The sequence below is a fragment of the Salipiger sp. PrR007 genome (assembly GCF_010499845.1).
Lineage (GTDB): Bacteria > Pseudomonadota > Alphaproteobacteria > Rhodobacterales > Rhodobacteraceae > Salipiger > Salipiger pacificus_A.
In genome coordinates, this window is the sequence record NZ_JAAGOZ010000011.1 from 111,791 (window position 1) to 127,773 (window position 15,983).

Sequence of the window (15,983 nt, forward strand, 5' to 3'; positions counted from 1 at the left end):
TCGCTATCTTCCGCAGCAGAAGCACAGGAGGCTGGCATGGCAGACCCGCGGATCGGCATTTACGGATTGGGCACGATGGGGGCGGCGCTGGCGCTCAACATGGCCGACAAGGGCATCGACATCGCCGTGTCGAACCGCAGCGATGCGCCTATCGCGGAGTTCATGACCCGCGCCGCGCCCTTCGCGGCGCATGTGACCGCTCTAGACACGCTGGAAGAGCTGATCGCCGCGTTGCCAAGACCGCGGCTCTTGCTGGCGATGATCCCCTCGACAGCGCCGATGGATGAATTTCTCGCGCAGGTGATCCCGCTGCTCGCGACAGGCGACACGGTGATCGACGCCGGCAATGCCGATTTCCACGCCACCCGCGCCCGCAGCGCCCAACTCGCCGAGCACGGGCTGCATTTCGTCGGCCTCGGCGTGTCGGGCGGCGAAGAGGGCGCGCGGCATGGGCCCTCGATGATGTTCGGCGGCTCCGAGGAGAGCTGGGCCGGGCTGCAGCCGATCCTGTCGAAGATCGCCGCGCAGTTCGATGGTGCCCCCTGCGCCGACCGCATGGGGCCGGACGGGGCTGGGCACTTCGTAAAGACGGTGCACAACGGCATCGAATATGCCGACATGCAGATGATCGCCGAGGTCTACGACCTGCTGCGCCATGGCGCGGGCCTGTCGCCAACAGAGGTCGGCGCGCAGTTCGCCCGCTGGAACGACGGCCCGCTGGAGAGCTACCTCTTCGAGATCACCGGCACAGTGCTCTCCTACGACGACCCGCTGGGACATGGGCCGATGGTGGATGCCATCCTCGACAGGGCGGGGCAGAAGGGCACCGGCCGCTGGACCGCCATTGAGGCCGTGCAACTCGGCCAGTCGGCGACAATGATCGAGGGGGCCGTCGCGGCGCGGGCCTGGTCCGCCGAGAAGGACCTGCGCGAGGTTGCGGGCGCGGCGTTCGGCTCTGATCGGGCCAGTTTTGCGCCGGACTTCGAAGAGTTGGAGGCGGCGCTGTTGGCGGCGCGTATCCTCGAATACGCGCAGGGCTTCCGCATCCTCGCAGCCGCCTCTGCCGAATACGGATGGCAGCTCGACTTTGCCCGCATCGCCGAGATCTGGCGCGCCGGCTGCATTATCCGGGCGCGGCTTCTGGACGACATCTCTGCCGCCTTCCGCGAGACTCCGCCCGAAGGGCAACTCTTCCTCGCGCCGCGCTTTGCGCCGGTGCTCGAGGCGGGCATCCCGGCGTTGCGGCGGCTGGTCTCGGGGGCGATCGCGGCGGGCTATCCGCTGCCGGTGCTCGGCTCGGCGCTGGAGTTCTGGGACACGCTGCGCCAGCCACGCGGCACGGCGGCGCTGATCCAGGCGCAGCGGGATTTCTTCGGCCGCCACGGCTTCGACCGGGTGGATGGCAAGGAGGCGCACCACGGTCCCTGGTGGAACTGACCTCGCTCCGGCACAGGCCGTTTTCCGGTTCGCGTCTGGCCGATCCATCCTTCCGGTCTATCTGACCGCTGTAGACGGGCCACGGTCCCGTGCCGGTTTTGTGGTGGGGCGCGACCGATGCCTTGAATTGGTCGGACAAGCCGCGCAGCATCCGCGAAGGCGGGATCGCGGCGCGGCTGCGCCGCGCGGACCGCAGGATGACCTAACATGAGGAAAAGACCATGCATTTGCCCATCCTGTCCCGGCTGACCGGCGCTCCGGCGGTCATCGCCCTCGGCCCGCTCCTCATCGCCGCCTGCACCCATTCCGCGCCGCCGCAGACCTCCGGCCCGACCGGCGGGGGCGGGATGTCCGCAGAAGTCACCGAACTTGCCATCGCCTGCCGTCACGACGAGGCGCTCGCCGCGCTCGACCAGCTTGATGCGGCGATGGGCGGCAGCACCAGCGCCTCGGAGCTGCAGAGGGTCGTGGTGCTGCGCAACGCCCGGGACACGATGGGCGCCGCACGTGTCCTGCGCGAGCGCAACGCCCGCGCCGATGTCACCGCCGACGAGGCGGTCAATTCCGGCACCGCGGTGGAGAACGAGCTGGAGATGATCCGTTCGGAGCGCGCAGCGCGCACCGGCAGCCGCACCTGCGGGTGATCCCCGTCCGCTGACACGCTTCCGGTCGCCGCACCGAGCTTGGACTGTGGTATCATTCTACCCGGGAGGATGCGGGCCGGATCGGCCTGCGTTGTGCAGAGGACGACCCGTGAGTCCTACCCGGGAGGACTCGGTATGCCGACATTCATAGTGACGGGGTGCTACACGGCGGCGGCCCTCAAGGGCATGATCGCCAATCCCAGCGACCGCGAAGAGGGCGCGCGCTCGGTGGTCGAGGCGGGCGGCGGCAAGATGCTGTCCTTCTATGCCACGACCGGACCGACCGACTGGATGGTGATCGCGGAGGTCTCCGACGTGCATGACCTGCTGGCCAGCCTCATCGGGGTCGGAGCCTCGGGCATGGTGAGCAACATCCAGACCGTCCGGGCCTTTTCGGCGCAAGAGCTGATGGAGATGCAGAAGAAAGCGGGCAAGGCGGCGCAGGCCTACAAGTCGCCTGCCTGAGCAAGGCCGGGGCGGCGCTGCGCCGCCCCGCCGGACGGGACGCGGGCGTCAGCTGCGGATCACCGCGCCCGGGTTCATGATCCCCACAGGGTCCAGCGCCGCCTTGATGGCGCGCATGGCGGCCAGCTTGGCCGGGTCGGCGTAGCGCTCTAGATCGTCGACCTTCAGGCGGCCGATGCCATGCTCGGCGCTGACCGAACCGCCCATCTCGTGGACGAGATCGTGCACGCAGCGCTGCACATCGGCGCGGACATCGACGTAGTCCTGCTTCTTCCGGCCCTTCGGGGGGAAGACATTGTAGTGCAGATTCCCGTCGCCGAGGTGGCCGAAGCAGTTGACCCGGAATTCGCCGAGTTCTGCCAGCCTTGTCAGCCCGGTCTCGATGAATTCGGGCAGGGCGCTCAGCGGCAGCGAGACGTCATGGCTGGCGATGGCGCCGATGTGGCGGTTGGCCTCGGGGATGCGCTCGCGGATGTCCCAGAATTGCTGTGCCTGCGCCTCGGACTGGGCCACCAGCCCGTCACTGACGAGGCCTGCCTCCATGCCGGCGGTAAAGAGGGCCTCGAGCGCCGTCTCCGGGTCCATGCCCTGCGCGAGGCCGAGCTCGACCAGAACGCACCACGCCGGTGCTTCGGCGAAGGGTTGGCGCACCTCGGGGAGCGCCTCGGCAAGGAAGTCGAACCCCATGCGCCCGATGAGCTCGAAGGCGCTGACCATCTCGCCGAGCTGTTCGCGGGCCAGCGCCAGCAGGCTGAGCGCGGCGGCGGGGCTTTCGACGGCGAGCAGCGCGGTGCCGGTGGCGGCGGGCACTGGAGAGAGCTTGAGCGCGGCGGCGGTGATCACCCCCAGCGTGCCCTCGGCGCCGAGCAGCAGCCCGCGCAGGTCGTAGCCGGTGTTGTCCTTGCGCAGCCGCTTCAGCCCGTGCCAGATCGTGCCGTCGGGCAGCACGGCTTCCAACCCGAGCACCTGCTCGCGGGCATTGCCGTAGCGCAGGACGTTGACGCCGCCGGCGTTTGTCGAGAGCAGCCCGCCGATCCGCGCGGTGCCCTCGGAGGCGAGCGAGAGCGGGAAAAGGCGGTTCCGCTCCAGCGCGGCAGCCTGCACGTCGGCCAGCACCGCGCCGGCCTCGGCGACAAGCACGTTCTCCTCGGGGTAGGTGGCGCGTATGGCCGTCATGCGCTCGAGCGAGAGGATCAGCGGGGCGGGGCCGTCGGGGGCGATCTGCCCGCCGACGAGCCCGGTGCCGCCTCCGTAGGGCAAGAGGCCGACGCGGGCCGCGTTGCAGGCGCGGGTGATGGCCGAGACCTCTTCGACGGTGCGCGGCAGCGCCACCCAGCCCGAGATGCCCAGCCAGCGGCCGCGCGGCTCTTCGAGGTAGCGCGGCTCGGTACGGCGCAGCGTGCCCTCGGGCAGCGCGCGGCTCAGGGTCTCGGCAAAGGCGTCATCGGCGGGATTGAGGGGCATTGCGGTCTCCGTTGTCTGTGCCGGTGATAGCGGCCTGATCGGCAAAGCCAACCCCTGCGGCGCGGGCGCGGCGGTAGAGCGGGGTCATCAGCAGCGGGGTCAGGAACATGGGCACCTGGTAGCAGCCGATGAACAGCAGCAGCGGGTCGGTCACCTGCGCCGGCAGGGCGACGAGGAAGATGCCGATGTTGCGGTTGCCGGCGATCATCGCCAGCGCGTCCAGCGCCTCGCCGCCCCCGCTGCGTCCGCCGCGCCCGCGTAGCCAGAGGATCAGCGCCTGCGGGCCAAGGTTCGCGGCAAAGGCCAGGGCCATCCAGCCTGCCAGCTCGAGCGGGCGCTCCAGCAGGGCGGGGCGGATCTCGGAGGTGAGGGCAAGCACGATGGTGGTCATCAGCAGCGCCGAGGCGCCGTCGAGCTGGGCGAGGGCCGCGGGGCCGGGGCGCGGCAGCAGGCGCGGGCGGAGCGCGAAGGCCAGCCCGGTCGCTGCGAGGATGACCAGCAGCAGCTTCAGCGCGGCGCCGAGAATGCCCGCAGCACCGCCGAAGGCAGGCAGCAGGGCGAAGACCGGCAGGGTGGTGGCGGGCAGGATCAGCATGCCGAGGATCAGCATGCGCAGCGCCGGGCCGGGCGCTCCGCCGACCATGAGCGTCAGGTTCGGGCTGCTGGCCAAAGGTGCCGCGGCCATGAGCAGGATCAGCGCCAGCGCCGCGGGGCTTTGCAGCAGGCCGAAGGCGGCGGCGAGGGCGATCAGGACCAGCGGGCAGAGCAGCTGGAAGACCAGCAGCGCCCCCAGCGTGCCGCGCAGGTGATGCACCGCGCCGAGCGCCGCGCGCGGGCCGATGCGCAGCGCCGCGACGAAGAGCATCAGCGCGACCAGCTCCGACAACCACGGCCGCACGACCTGCGCCGCCTGCGGCAGGGCGATGCCGAAGGCGAGGCCGATGAGCATGAGCCAACGGGCATGGCGGGCGAGGAACGGCAGGAGGCGCATCGCGGGCAGGTCTTACGAGAAGCGGTCCGGCGCGAAGGGCGCGAGATCCATGTTGGGCCTCTGCCCCGCAACCAGTTGCGCCAGCAGCCGTCCGGTCTTGGGCCCCGCGGTGAGGCCGACGTGATCGTGTCCGAAGCCGACGTAGGCGCCCGCGAGGCCCGGCGCGGCGCCGATCACAGGCAGCGAGTCGGCGATCGAGGGGCGGTGTCCCATCCATTCCACCTCGCGCGCCCAGGTGAGCCCCGGCATCGCCTTGCGAATGGAGCGGCGCAGCAGGTCGAAGGGCGCGGCGGAGGGCGGTGCGTCGAGCCCGCCGAATTCGACGATCCCGGCCAGGCGCAGGCGGCCTTCCATCGGGGTGGCGACGAACTTCTGCGCGGCGAACATGACGGGGGACTTCGGCATGACCGAAGGCTCCCAGAGTTCGAGGTGGTAGCCGCGCTCGCTCTCCAGCGGCACTTTGAGGCCAAGGCGCCTTGCCAGCGGGCCGGACCAGACGCCGGTGGCGACCACCGCGGCATCGCAGGGCAGGGTCTCGCCGCCGATTCTGAGGCCGCTCAACCTGCCGCCCTCCTCGACGAAATCCCGCACCTCGCCGATCACCAGCCGCGCGCCGAGGGTCTGGGCATGGGCGGCAAGGTCCTTCACGTAGTGCCCCGGGTCGGTGATGCGGCCGTGGTTCGGCTGGCGCACGCCGAGGGTGAAGTCGGCGCTCATCGCCGGGTCGTAGGCCTGGAAAGCGCCGTGCTCGAGCACCTCGTGCGCATAGCCGAGATCGCTCCGGGTCTTCCAGCCGAAGGCATCGGCCTCGAAGGCCGCGCGGTCGGGATAAGCAAAGACGTAATCCGACGGGATGAGCCATTTCTCTGCCGGGGTGCCGCCGGCGAGCGCGAGGTGATCCGCGAGGCTGTCGCCGAGCAAGGGCGCGATGGCGCGGGCGCGGGTCAGGGCGGCCTCGGCGTTCGCATGGGACATGTAGCGCATCAGCCAAGGCATCAGCCTGGGCAGGTAGGACCAGCGCAGGAACAGCGGCTGGTCGGGGTCGAGCAGCATTTTCGGCGCCTTTTTCCAGAGCCCCGGCCCGGTCACCGGCAGCACCCCCGCCGCGGCGAGCACCCCGCCATTGCCGTGGCTGGTGCCCGAGGCCGGGCCTTCGCGGTCGATCAGCACCACCTCGTGCCCGGCGCGGCGCAACTCGATCGCCGTGCTCACACCCACGATGCCCGCGCCGATCACCGCCACCGTCTTCGTCATCATCCGTACCCCGTTCGTGCGTCGGCGCCATAAGGCGACGTCGGGGGAGCATGTGCAAGGGGGCGCGTGGGACTAGTGCGGGAACCAGGCCGCCGCCGAGGCAACGCGGCCATGTTCGAGGTAGAAATCGTCGAGCTGCGGCGGGGCGTAACCGGCGTCCTGCAACTGCACATGGGCCTGTCCGCGGTGGTGGATCTGATGCTGGAAAAGGTGCAGCAGCAGCGGCTGGACCGTCTCGTGCACCGGACCGGAGCGGCGCTGGGTGAGGCGGCTTTCCCTCAGCGTCTCGGGGGTCAGCGCCTCGCAGAGGGCGAGCAGGCGCAGGTCGGTCTTTGCCTGCTCTTCGGCGAGCTTTGCCGGGTCGTCGATCTGCGGGCGGTTCCAAAGCGAGAGCCCAAGCCCGCCGCGCTCCAAGGCGTCGATGTAATAGAGGTCGACCAGAAGGATGTGGTTCATCGTCAGGCTGAGCGAGGGGAAGAAGCCGGGGCGGGGGTCGGTGAACTCCTCCTCGGTGAGCGCCGCGAGCACGGTGTAGAGCGTCTCGTTCGCCCAGGCGTTGTTGCGGGCCATCAGGGTGAAGGGCGTGGGCGCATGCATGGCGGATCCTCCGGGTGCCTGAGAGGAGCTTAGCGCAACAGAGGTGGGCGGCAAAATGATCATGCGGGTCGGCCCGGCGCCTTCACCCGCCCCGCGCAAACGACAAGGGCCGGGGCTTTCGCCCCGGCCCGGAAGTCTCAGTCCAGGTGGCTCACATCGCGTCGCGGAACAGCGCCTCGAGGTTTTTCTCGGTCAGCTCGACGGGGTTGCCGCCGCAGGACGGATCCTTGATCGCGCCCTTGACCAGCTCGGGGATCGCCGCCTCGGTCACGCCGAGCGCGGTCAGCCCCTTGGGCACGCCGAGGCTGTCGTTGAACTCATCCACGAAGGCGCAGAAGCCGTCGAAGCCGCCCTCGATGCCGAGATAGCCCGCCGCCTTGTCAAAGCGCTCGCGGATGGCGTCCGCGTTGAATTTCAGCACCGCGGGCATGCAGACCGCGTTGGTGGTGCCGTGGTGGGTGCCGAAGACCGCGCCGATGGGGTGGCTCATCGCGTGGATCGCGCCGAGACCCTTCTGGAAGGCGGTGGCGCCCATGGCGGCGGCGCTCATCATCTGGGCGCGCGCCTCGATGTCGCTGCCGTCGGCATAGGCGCGGGGCAGGTACTCGATCACCAGCCGCATGCCTTCGAGCGCGATGCCCTGCGACATCGGATGGTAGTGCGGCGAGGAGAAGGCCTCGACGCAATGGGCAAAGGCGTCAAGCCCGGTTCCGGCGGTGATCGCCTTGGGCATGCCGACGGTCAGCTCCGGATCGCAGATCACCACGGCAGGGAGCATCTTGGGATGGAAGATGATCTTCTTCTCGTGGGTCTCGGAGTTGGTGAGCACGCCGGCGCGGCCGACCTCGGAGCCAGTGCCCGCGGTGGTCGGCACGGCGACGATGGGGGCGATGGCGTCGGCATCGGCGCGGGTCCACCAGTCGCCGATATCCTCGAAGTCCCAGACGGGCCGCGACTGCCCGGCCATGAAGGCCACGCATTTGCCCAGATCGAGGCCGGAACCGCCGCCGAAGGCGATGACGCCGTCGTAACCGCCGGCGTTATAGGCCGCCACGCCTGCGGCAAGGTTGCGCTCGTTGGGATTGGGATCGACGTCCGAGAACAGACCGCAGTCGATGCCCGCCTTTTCCAGCACCGCGATGGTGCTCTCGGTGACCGGCAGCGCGGCAAGGCCGCGGTCGGTGACCAGCAGCGGTTTGGTGATGCCGGCCTGCGCGCAGGCGGCGGGCAGTTCCGCGATGCGGCCCGCGCCGAACTTGATGGCGGTGGGGTAGGACCAGTTGGCGGTCAGGCTCATTTCGTCACCTTCTTGAGATGGTAGGACTTGGGGCGGGTGAGGTTGTGGTAGCCGATGACCGACAGGCCGCCGCCGCGACCGGTCTGCTTGCAGCCGGTCCAGCAGAGCCCCGGATCGAGATAGTCGGCGCGGTTCATGAAGACGGTGCCGGTCTCGATGGCATCGCCGACCGTCTGCGCGCGCTCCACGTCCTGCGTCCAGAGCGACGCGGTCAGGCCAAAGGGGCTGTCGTTCATCAGCGCGATGGCCTCGGCGTCGTCCTTCACCTTCATGATGCCGACCACCGGGCCGAAGCTCTCGTCGCGCATGACGCGCATATCGTGGCTGACGTTCGTCAGGATCTGCGGCGTCAGATAGGCGGCGCCGTCATCCTCGGGGAAGGTGTCTATATGGGCCTTGGCCCCCATCTCGAGCGCCTCTTTGATCTGCGCGCGGACTTCCTCGGCAAAGCGGACGTTGGCCATCGGTCCGATGGTGGTCGCCTCATCCAGCGGGTTGCCGAGCTTGTAGCCCTTCACCACCGCCACGGCCTTCTCGACGAAGGTGTCGAAGAGGCTCTCGTGGACGTAGATGCGCTCGATCCCGCAGCAGCACTGGCCGGAGTTGAACATGGCGCCGTCAATCAGCGTGTCGACAGCGGCATCCACATCCGCATCTTCCATCACGTAGCCCGGATCCTTGCCGCCGAGCTCGAGCCCGAGTCCGGTGAAGGTGCCCGCCGCGGCGCGTTCGATGGCCTTGCCGCCGCCGACCGAGCCGGTGAAGTTGACGAAGTTGAAGATGCCCTCGGCGATCAGGGCCGAGGTGGTGTCATGGTCGAGATACAGGTTCTGGAAGACCGCCTCGGGCACGCCGGCCTTGTGGAAGGCATTGGCCAGCCGCTCGCCCACGAGCAGCGTTTGCGTGGCGCCCTTCAGAACCACGGTGTTGCCCGCGATGAGCGCCGGGGCCACGGTGTTGATCGCGGTCATATAGGGGTAGTTCCACGGCGAGACCACGAAGACCACGCCATGCGGCACGCGCTTGATGTAGCGCTTGAAGGTCGCGTCCTCGCCGACCTCGATGTCCGCGAGCGCGCCCTCGGCGATCTCGGCCATGTAGGAAGCGCGCTCGTTGAAACCGCCGAACTCGCCACCGTAGCGGACCGGGCGGCCCATCATCTGCGCCAGCTCAGGGACAATCTGGTCGTTCTGCGCGCCGATCTCGGCGACGCCCTTCATCACCAGCTCGATGCGCTCGGCGAGCGGACGGGCAGCCCATTCCGCTTGCGCGATGCGTGCCGAATTCGCGGCGTCGCGGGCCATGTCGAGGGTCAGGGTCTCGCGCGTTGCAAAAACCGAGCCGTCGATGGGAGAGATATTCTTCAGGGTTGTCATGGAAGCCTCCTCAGGCGCGCTCGAAGCCGCGCGCCAGCTCGTAGTCGGTGACCGCCTTGTCGAAGTCCTGCTGTTCGACGCGGGCGGCATGGGCGAAATGTTCGATGACGGTCTCGCCGAAGGCGTCGCGCAGCATTTTCGAGCTGGCAAACGCCTCGATGGCGGCGCGCAGCGTATTGGGCACATCCGGCACGTCGTCCATGCCATAGACGTCGCCCTGCGCGGGGGCAGGCAGCTCGAGCTTTTCCTCGATCCCGGCAAGACCCGCGGCCAGCTGCGCGGCGCAGGCGAGATAGGGGTTCATGTCCGAGCCGGGAATGCGGCATTCGATGCGCACGCCCTTGGTGTCCTCGCCGACGAGGCGGAAGCCCGCGGTGCGGTTGTCCACCGACCAGGCGGTTTTGGTGGGCGCGAAGGTGCCGGGGGTGAAACGCTTGTAGCTGTTGATGTAGGGCGCAAGGAAAAGCGTCACGTCGGGCGCGTATTTCAGCAGGCCCGCAACGTAATGCTGCATGGTCTGCGACATGCCGTGCGCGCCGTCCTTGTCGTAGAAGGCGTTGTCGGAGCCGCGGAACAGCGACTGGTGGATATGCGCGGCGCTGCCGACCTTGTCGGCGTGCCACTTGGCCATGAAGGTGGCGCCGTGGCCTTGCTGATGGGCGATTTCCTTGACCGCGTGCTTGGAAATCGCGTGGTGGTCGGCGCAGGTCAGCGCGTCGGCGTAGCGGATGTTCAGCTCTTCCTGACCGTGCTCGGCCTCGCCCTTGGTGCATTCCACCGGCACGCCCATGGCGTAAAGGTGGTTGCGCACCGGGCGCAGCACGTATTCCTCGCGGCTGGTGAGCTGGATGGAATAGTCCTGGTTGTAGGGCGAGAGCGTCTCGAGATCGCGCCAACCGCTGTGACGGATCTCGTCGTACGACCGGGCGTAGAGGAAGAACTCCAGTTCGGTCGCCATCATCGGGGTGAGACCCATGGCCTCGGCGCGGGCAACCTGCTTTTGCAGGATCTGACGCGGCGACTCGGCGGCGGGGTGGCCGTGATGGTCGAGCACGTCGCACAGGATCATCGCCGTGCCCTCGAGCCAGGGCACGGGACGCAGCGTGGCGAGGTCGGGCTTCATCACGTAGTCGCCGTAGCCCGAGGCCCAGCTGGTAGATGCGAAGCCCTCGGGGGTGCTCATCACGAGGTCGGTGGCGAAGAGATAGTTGCAGCAATGCGTTTCCTCGATCGCATGCTCGAGGAAGTTGGAGACGTGGAAACGTTTGCCCTGCAGACGACCCTGCATGTCCACGACGCAAACGAGGACGGTGTCGATCTCGCCGGCGCGCGCGGCGTTTTTCAGGTCGTCTAGGGTCAGGGGGGCGGTCATTCCGCGGGCTCCTTGCTGGGCTTTTACGTGTCGCCGCGCGCGGGCGCGGAGATTTGATCAAATTATGATGGCAGATTTATGCGAGGGGATCGGCCCCCGCAATAGCTGAGCGGGGGCCAAAGGGGGTGCGACGGCACGCCTCAGAAGTTGTAGGGCGGGCCGGCTTGGTTGATGACGCCGTTGTACTCTTCGAAGATCGAGACGACCTTGGCGTGGACTTCGCTTTCCTGGGCGATCTCTTTCCAGAAGGCCTTGGCGGCGTTCTCGACCTCGGCCCATTCTTCCGGCGGCACCGAGCGCAGCTGCAGCTTGTCGCCGGTGGCGCGCAGCTTGGCCTCGCCGCCCCAGTACCACTGGTTGCGATAGGTGTCTGCGGCCTTGATCCCCGACATGACCAGCGTCTTGAGGTGCTCGGGCAGGTCGGCCCAACGCTGCTGATTGACGAAGATCGAGCCAATCCAGGCGCCGGAAATGTTGTTGGTCAGGAAGTAATCGGTGACGTTCGCCCAACCGACGGTGTAATCCTCGGTGATGCCCGACCAGGCCATGCCGTCAAGCTCGCCGGTCTGCACCGCGACTTCCGCATCCTCGTAGGGGATGTTCACCGGGACCACGCCGAATTGCGCCAGGAAGCGCCCGGCGGTGGGGAAGGTGTACAGCTTCAGCCCGTCGAGATCGGCAAGGCTGGTGATCTCTTTCTTGGTGTTGAAGTTGCACGGGTCCTGACCGGCGGCGGAAAGCCAGGTCACGCCGACCTTTTCGTATTCCGAGCGCCAGATATCGGCGAGCCCGTATTGCTCGAAGAGCACCGGCACGTCGAGGATGTGCTTGGTGGCAAACGGGAAGTAGCCGCCGAAGACGCGCATCGGGGTGGGCGAGGCCATGGAGTCGTCGTCCGAGTGCACGGCGTCGATGGTGCCGCGCTGCAGCGCCTGGAACAACTCGCCGGTGGGCACGATCTGGTCGGCGTAGTAGAGCTCGATCTCGAGCTCGCCCTGGGCGGCGGTGTTGATGTAATCGACGATCGGCTTGGTCACCTGTTCGCCGAGGGCAGCGCCCGCATAGGTCTGGAAGCGCCACTTGATCGGCTCCTGCGCGCGGCCGATGGAGGGCGCCGCGAGCGCAGCCGGAGCGGCCAGTGCGGCACCGCTCAGGATCTTGCGTCGTGTCAGGGTCATTTTGTCTCTCCTGTTGCGTGGTTGAGGTTTGCGCCCCGTTTCGCGGGGGTCTCGTTGTTAATTGTTGTAGACGAGGTCCGGCAGCCACAGGGCCAGCTCGGGGAAGATCATGATGATCGCCAGCACCACGGTCATCACCGCCACGAAGGGGATGATCGAGGTGTAGATGTCGCGCAGGCCGATCTGCGGCGGGGCCATGGCGCGCATGAGGAAGAGGTTGTAGCCGAAGGGCGGGGTCATATAGGCGATCTGGCAGGTGATGGTGTAGAGCACACCGTACCACACCAGGTCGAACCCGAGGTGCCCGACCAGCGGCACGTAGAGCGGGGCCACGATGACCAGCATCGCCGTGTCGTCGAGGAAGGTGCCCATGACGATGAAGCTCAGCTGCATCAGGATGAGGATCATCCATGGCGAGAGGCCAAGCTTCTCGGTGAACAGCTCCTCGATTGCGCTGACCGCGCCCAGCCCGTCGAACACCGCGCCGAAGGCGAGCGCCGCGAGGATGATCCACATGAACATGCACGACACGCCCAAGGTGTTGCGCACCGAGTTCTCGAAGACCTCGCGGGTCATCCGGCCCTTGAGCACCGCCGCGACAAAGGCTGCGACCGCACCGATGGCCGAGCTTTCAACCAGCGAGGTCCATCCGCGTACGAAGGGCACCATCATCACGAAGAAGATCACCAGCGGCAGCAGCCCGGCGCGCAGCAGGCGCAGCTTCTCGGCCATGGGAATGTCGCGGTCGGCCTTGGGCAGGATCGGGCCGAGCTCGGGGTTCAGCTTGCAGCGGATGACGATGTAGATGACAAAGGCCGCCGCCATCAGCAGGCCGGGGATCACGCCTGCAAGCCAGAGCTGGCCGACCGGCTGGCGGGCGATCATCGCATAGAGCACCAGCACCACCGAAGGCGGCACGAGAATGCCCAGACTCGATCCCGCCTGGATCACCCCGGTGACCATGCGCTTGTCGTAGCCGCGCTTCAGCAGCTCGGGCAGCGCGATGGTGGCGCCGATGGCCATGCCCGCAACCGAAAGCCCGTTCATTGCCGAGATCAGCACCATCAGCCCGATGGTGCCCACCGCGAGCCCGCCAGACAGGCCGCCCATCCAGACGTGGAACATCTTGTAGAGATCGTCGGCGATCTTCGATTCCGACAGCACGTAGCCCATGAAGATGAACATCGGCAGCGTGAGCAGCGGATACCACTTCATCAGCTTGATCGAGGCGGCGAAGCCGAGGTCGAAGCCGCCCCGGTCGCCCCAGAGGCAGAGCGCCGCGACGACCGCGACGAAGCCGATGGCGCCGAACACGCGCTGCCCGGTCAGCAGCAGGCCCAGCATGCCCGAGAACATGACGATTGCGATCAGGTCTTGCGACATCAGAGGTCCTCTCCGCGGATGCGGGCGATGTCGCGGAAGAACTCGGCGACGCATTGCAAAATCATCAGCGTGACGCCGAAGCACAGGATGACCTTCACCGGCCAGACGTAGGGGCGCCAGGCGCTGGGGCTGCGTTCGAGATAGCCCATCAGCTCACCCGCCGCGTCGGGCCCGCCGGTGACGAAGGCCCAGATCAGCTCGCCGAAGAACTTGAAGGGCTCGGTGCCGAAATAGCCGAAGCTGTAGGCGGTCGAGCTGATCGCGCCCCAGAGCAGCACGCCGAGGTAGAACAGCAGGAACCAGATGGTGATGACATCGACGATGGCGCGGCGGCGCGGCGACCAGTCGCCGTAGAAGAAATCCATCCGCACGTTCGAGCCCAGCTGGATCGAATAGGGGCCGCCCAGAACGTAGTAGGCGACCATGATGAATTGCGCCGTCTCCAGCGTCCAGAGCGTCGGCGTGAAGAAGGTCTTGGAGACCGAGGACCAGATCAGCACGCCGATCAGCGCGAAGAGCAGGTACATGGCAAAACGCCCGATGGCGCGGTTCATCTTGTCGATGATCCGCACGTAGCAGACCATGGCTTCAGGCATTGTCCGTCTCCGTCAGTCCCAGACCCGCCAGCGCCGGGCGCAGCAGGGTCAGCAGTTCTCCGGCGATCATCTCGATCCCGGTCTGGTCGGCGAGCAGGTCGTTGCGCACCTCGATCATCACGTTGGGTAGCTCGTTGGCGATGCCGTGCAGCTTCAGCGAATGGGTCACCCCATCCTCGGGGCCGTAGGGATCGTTGCGGGCGATGCAGCGGCCGGGCAGGCGGCTCGCCTCGTCGAGGATGCGGTCGGCAAGCCGGCTGTCGGCGTCGTGCAGAATGCCGATCTCGACCTCTCGTGGCACGCCGAACCAACAGGGGGTGAAGCTGTGCACCGTGATCAGCGCGAAGGGCGTCTCCAGCGTCTTGCGGGTCACCACGGTGCCGGTCACCGCCGCGCAGAAGGGATCGTAGACCTCGCGGGTGCGCCGCGCGCGTTCCTCTGGCGAGAGGCCGATGTTGCCCGGCACGTCCACTGTCTCGGTCTTTGTCGGCATCGCCGAGGCGGCCTCGGGTGGGCGGTTCAAATCGTAGACGAGGCGGGAAACGGTTCCGGCAACCAGCGGCGCGTCGAGCGCCTCGGCCAGCCGCCGGGCGAGGGCCAGAGCGCCGGGATCCCAGGCGGCGTGGCTGCGCCGGTCCTCCTCGTGCAGCCCCAGCCCGTCGTAGCGCGCGGGAATGGCGTTCGAGGCGTGCTCGCAGAGGAAGAGCGCCGGGCCGCGGCCCATGGCTCTGCTCACTTCGAATGCGGTGGTGTCTTCTTCCGACACGTCTGTCCCCCTGTCTTTGGAAAAACCTTTCCACGCGCCAGATAATGCGTCAATATTTTTTCAGAACGATTTTGGGTCGAAGGGACCTGGCGCCAAGCGGCGCTGATTTCTGCCCAATTTTTGAACCTGAACCTAAGGGGAGCCCGTGGACACCAGCCCGACCGGCACCGTGCGCCAGCTCATACGCGAGCAGTACGCGCAGCTGACCAACTCCGAGCGCAAGTTCGCGCAGGCGCTGCTCGACGATTACCCCGGCGCGGGGATCGCCTCGATCACTGCCGCCGCGGCCAATGCCGGGGTCTCGACGCCGACCGTGGCGCGCATGGTGCAAAAGCTGGGATTCAAGGGCTACCCGGCCTTTCACGCGGCGCTGCTCTCGGAACTGCAGGCCAAGGTCTCGGGTCCCGAGGCGCGGCGTGCGGTCTGGGCCTCGGAGGCGCCCGAGTCGCACCTTCTGAACCGCTTCGCCGAGGCGGTGACGCAGAACCTGCGGCAGACCTTCACGAATATCGACGCGGGCCAGTTCGACGCGGCGGCGAAGCGGCTGGCGTCAACCGAGGGGCGGCTCTACGTGGTCGGGGGGCGGATCACCCGTTCGCTGGCGGAATATGCCTTCACCCATTTCCAGGCGATCCGGGCGCGGGTGACGCATCTGACGTCGTCTTCCGCCACATGGCCGCACTACGTGCTGGACATGGAGGAGGGCGACACGCTGCTGATCTTCGACATCCGCCGCTACGAGGACAACCTGCAGCGGCTGGCCGAGATCGCGGCGGCGCGCGGGATGCACGTGATCCTGATCACCGACCAATGGTCGAGCCCGATCGCCAGCGTGGCCGAACACGCGTTCAACTGCTGGGTCGAGATCCCCTCGGCCTGGGATTCCAACATCTCCACCCTGTCGCTGGTCGAGGCGCTGGTCGCTGCCGCGCAGGAGGAACGCTGGCCCGACGCGCGCGAGCGCTTCGAGCGGCTGGACGCGCTGTTCGAGCTGACGCGGCTGTTCCGCAAGCCTTGAAGGGCAGAGGTGCCCGGAATCAAGGCCGAAGGCCGCCGGGCGAGCGCCTGCCCGTCCCGGCGGGCTGGCGCTTTGTCATCGTTGCGCGACGCTCGTATGTCGTCCGGACTTGGCTGGGATAAAGCGCTGACCTCGGCCGGAGCTG

15 protein-coding genes are annotated in these 15,983 nt (G+C 67.6%); 4 read left to right on the top strand and 11 right to left on the bottom strand.

All coding sequences use genetic code 11. The features are described 5' to 3' along the window. The first annotated feature begins 36 nt into the window (after positions 1 to 36). The 3 genes from gndA (at position 37) to G0Q01_RS03730 (ending at position 2,546) form a co-directional block, all read left to right on the top strand. Positions 37 to 1,437, top strand: coding sequence for an NADP-dependent phosphogluconate dehydrogenase (gndA, locus tag G0Q01_RS03720; RefSeq protein ID WP_164190467.1), 1,401 nt, complete (start codon positions 37 to 39; stop codon positions 1,435 to 1,437). 221 nt (positions 1,438 to 1,658) lie between these two features. Beyond that, positions 1,659 to 2,081: a hypothetical protein gene (locus G0Q01_RS03725; protein ID WP_164190469.1), complete on the top strand. Its 423-nt coding sequence runs from the start codon at positions 1,659 to 1,661 to the stop codon at positions 2,079 to 2,081. A gap of 135 nt (positions 2,082 to 2,216) precedes the next feature. Next, on the top strand, positions 2,217 to 2,546 hold the full coding sequence (locus G0Q01_RS03730) for a GYD domain-containing protein (RefSeq protein WP_164190472.1): 330 nt from the start codon (positions 2,217 to 2,219) through the stop codon (positions 2,544 to 2,546). A gap of 48 nt (positions 2,547 to 2,594) precedes the next feature. Here the strand turns inward: G0Q01_RS03730 and G0Q01_RS03735 are convergent, their stop codons facing one another. The 11 genes from G0Q01_RS03735 to G0Q01_RS03785 form a co-directional block, all read right to left on the bottom strand. After that, entirely contained in the window at positions 2,595 to 4,010 is a 1,416-nt protein-coding gene (locus tag G0Q01_RS03735) for an FAD-binding oxidoreductase (RefSeq protein ID WP_164190474.1), read from the bottom strand. Next, entirely contained in the window at positions 3,988 to 5,001 is a 1,014-nt protein-coding gene (locus tag G0Q01_RS03740) for a hypothetical protein (RefSeq protein ID WP_203594885.1), read from the bottom strand. The genes G0Q01_RS03735 and G0Q01_RS03740 overlap by 23 nt, the downstream gene beginning before the upstream one ends. A gap of 12 nt (positions 5,002 to 5,013) precedes the next feature. Further along, a complete protein-coding gene (locus G0Q01_RS03745; protein ID WP_164190537.1) occupies positions 5,014 to 6,255 on the bottom strand; it encodes an FAD-binding oxidoreductase in 1,242 nt (413 codons plus the stop codon). Between the two features lie 72 nt (positions 6,256 to 6,327). Beyond that, on the bottom strand, positions 6,328 to 6,852 hold the full coding sequence (locus G0Q01_RS03750) for a DinB family protein (RefSeq protein WP_108964838.1): 525 nt from the start codon (positions 6,850 to 6,852) through the stop codon (positions 6,328 to 6,330). A gap of 151 nt (positions 6,853 to 7,003) precedes the next feature. Further along, complete coding sequence (locus tag G0Q01_RS03755) at positions 7,004 to 8,149, bottom strand: iron-containing alcohol dehydrogenase (protein WP_164190477.1); 1,146 nt, start codon at positions 8,147 to 8,149, stop codon at positions 7,004 to 7,006. Further along, positions 8,146 to 9,525, bottom strand: coding sequence for an aldehyde dehydrogenase family protein (locus G0Q01_RS03760; protein WP_164190479.1), 1,380 nt, complete (start codon positions 9,523 to 9,525; stop codon positions 8,146 to 8,148). The genes G0Q01_RS03755 and G0Q01_RS03760 overlap by 4 nt, the downstream gene beginning before the upstream one ends. 10 nt (positions 9,526 to 9,535) lie before the next feature. Further along, entirely contained in the window at positions 9,536 to 10,897 is a 1,362-nt protein-coding gene (locus tag G0Q01_RS03765; RefSeq protein ID WP_164190481.1) for a glutamine synthetase family protein, read from the bottom strand. Between the two features lie 140 nt (positions 10,898 to 11,037). Further along, complete coding sequence (locus tag G0Q01_RS03770; RefSeq protein WP_108964842.1) at positions 11,038 to 12,075, bottom strand: TRAP transporter substrate-binding protein; 1,038 nt, start codon at positions 12,073 to 12,075, stop codon at positions 11,038 to 11,040. A gap of 57 nt (positions 12,076 to 12,132) precedes the next feature. Beyond that, entirely contained in the window at positions 12,133 to 13,458 is a 1,326-nt protein-coding gene (locus G0Q01_RS03775; protein ID WP_108964843.1) for a TRAP transporter large permease subunit, read from the bottom strand. Further along, entirely contained in the window at positions 13,458 to 14,054 is a 597-nt protein-coding gene (locus G0Q01_RS03780) for a TRAP transporter small permease subunit (protein ID WP_164190484.1), read from the bottom strand. The genes G0Q01_RS03775 and G0Q01_RS03780 overlap by 1 nt, the downstream gene beginning before the upstream one ends. Further along, positions 14,047 to 14,778, bottom strand: coding sequence for an N-formylglutamate amidohydrolase (locus tag G0Q01_RS03785; protein ID WP_164190539.1), 732 nt, complete (start codon positions 14,776 to 14,778; stop codon positions 14,047 to 14,049). Before G0Q01_RS03785 ends, G0Q01_RS03780 begins: the two co-directional genes overlap by 8 nt. A gap of 187 nt (positions 14,779 to 14,965) precedes the next feature. Here G0Q01_RS03785 and G0Q01_RS03790 point away from each other — a divergent pair, with 187 nt between their 5' ends. Then, entirely contained in the window at positions 14,966 to 15,838 is an 873-nt protein-coding gene (locus tag G0Q01_RS03790; RefSeq protein WP_108964846.1) for a MurR/RpiR family transcriptional regulator, read from the top strand. The last annotated feature ends 145 nt before the right edge of the window (positions 15,839 to 15,983 follow it).

Excerpts from the sequence above, each read along its gene's own strand:
- gndA (WP_164190467.1), top strand. The coding sequence starts at position 37 with ATGGCAGACCCGCGGATCGGCATTTACGGATTGGGCACGATGGGGGCG.
- G0Q01_RS03725 (WP_164190469.1), top strand. The coding sequence starts at position 1,659 with ATGCATTTGCCCATCCTGTCCCGGCTGACCGGCGCTCCGGCGGTCATC.
- G0Q01_RS03730 (WP_164190472.1), top strand. The coding sequence starts at position 2,217 with ATGCCGACATTCATAGTGACGGGGTGCTACACGGCGGCGGCCCTCAAG.
- G0Q01_RS03735 (WP_164190474.1), bottom strand. The coding sequence starts at position 4,010 with ATGCCCCTCAATCCCGCCGATGACGCCTTTGCCGAGACCCTGAGCCGC.
- G0Q01_RS03740 (WP_203594885.1), bottom strand. The coding sequence starts at position 5,001 with ATGCGCCTCCTGCCGTTCCTCGCCCGCCATGCCCGTTGGCTCATGCTC.
- G0Q01_RS03745 (WP_164190537.1), bottom strand. The coding sequence starts at position 6,255 with ATGACGAAGACGGTGGCGGTGATCGGCGCGGGCATCGTGGGTGTGAGC.
- G0Q01_RS03750 (WP_108964838.1), bottom strand. The coding sequence starts at position 6,852 with ATGCATGCGCCCACGCCCTTCACCCTGATGGCCCGCAACAACGCCTGG.
- G0Q01_RS03755 (WP_164190477.1), bottom strand. The coding sequence starts at position 8,149 with ATGAGCCTGACCGCCAACTGGTCCTACCCCACCGCCATCAAGTTCGGC.
- G0Q01_RS03760 (WP_164190479.1), bottom strand. The coding sequence starts at position 9,525 with ATGACAACCCTGAAGAATATCTCTCCCATCGACGGCTCGGTTTTTGCA.
- G0Q01_RS03765 (WP_164190481.1), bottom strand. The coding sequence starts at position 10,897 with ATGACCGCCCCCCTGACCCTAGACGACCTGAAAAACGCCGCGCGCGCC.
- G0Q01_RS03770 (WP_108964842.1), bottom strand. The coding sequence starts at position 12,075 with ATGACCCTGACACGACGCAAGATCCTGAGCGGTGCCGCACTGGCCGCT.
- G0Q01_RS03775 (WP_108964843.1), bottom strand. The coding sequence starts at position 13,458 with ATGTCGCAAGACCTGATCGCAATCGTCATGTTCTCGGGCATGCTGGGC.
- G0Q01_RS03780 (WP_164190484.1), bottom strand. The coding sequence starts at position 14,054 with ATGCCTGAAGCCATGGTCTGCTACGTGCGGATCATCGACAAGATGAAC.
- G0Q01_RS03785 (WP_164190539.1), bottom strand. The coding sequence starts at position 14,778 with ATGGGCCGCGGCCCGGCGCTCTTCCTCTGCGAGCACGCCTCGAACGCC.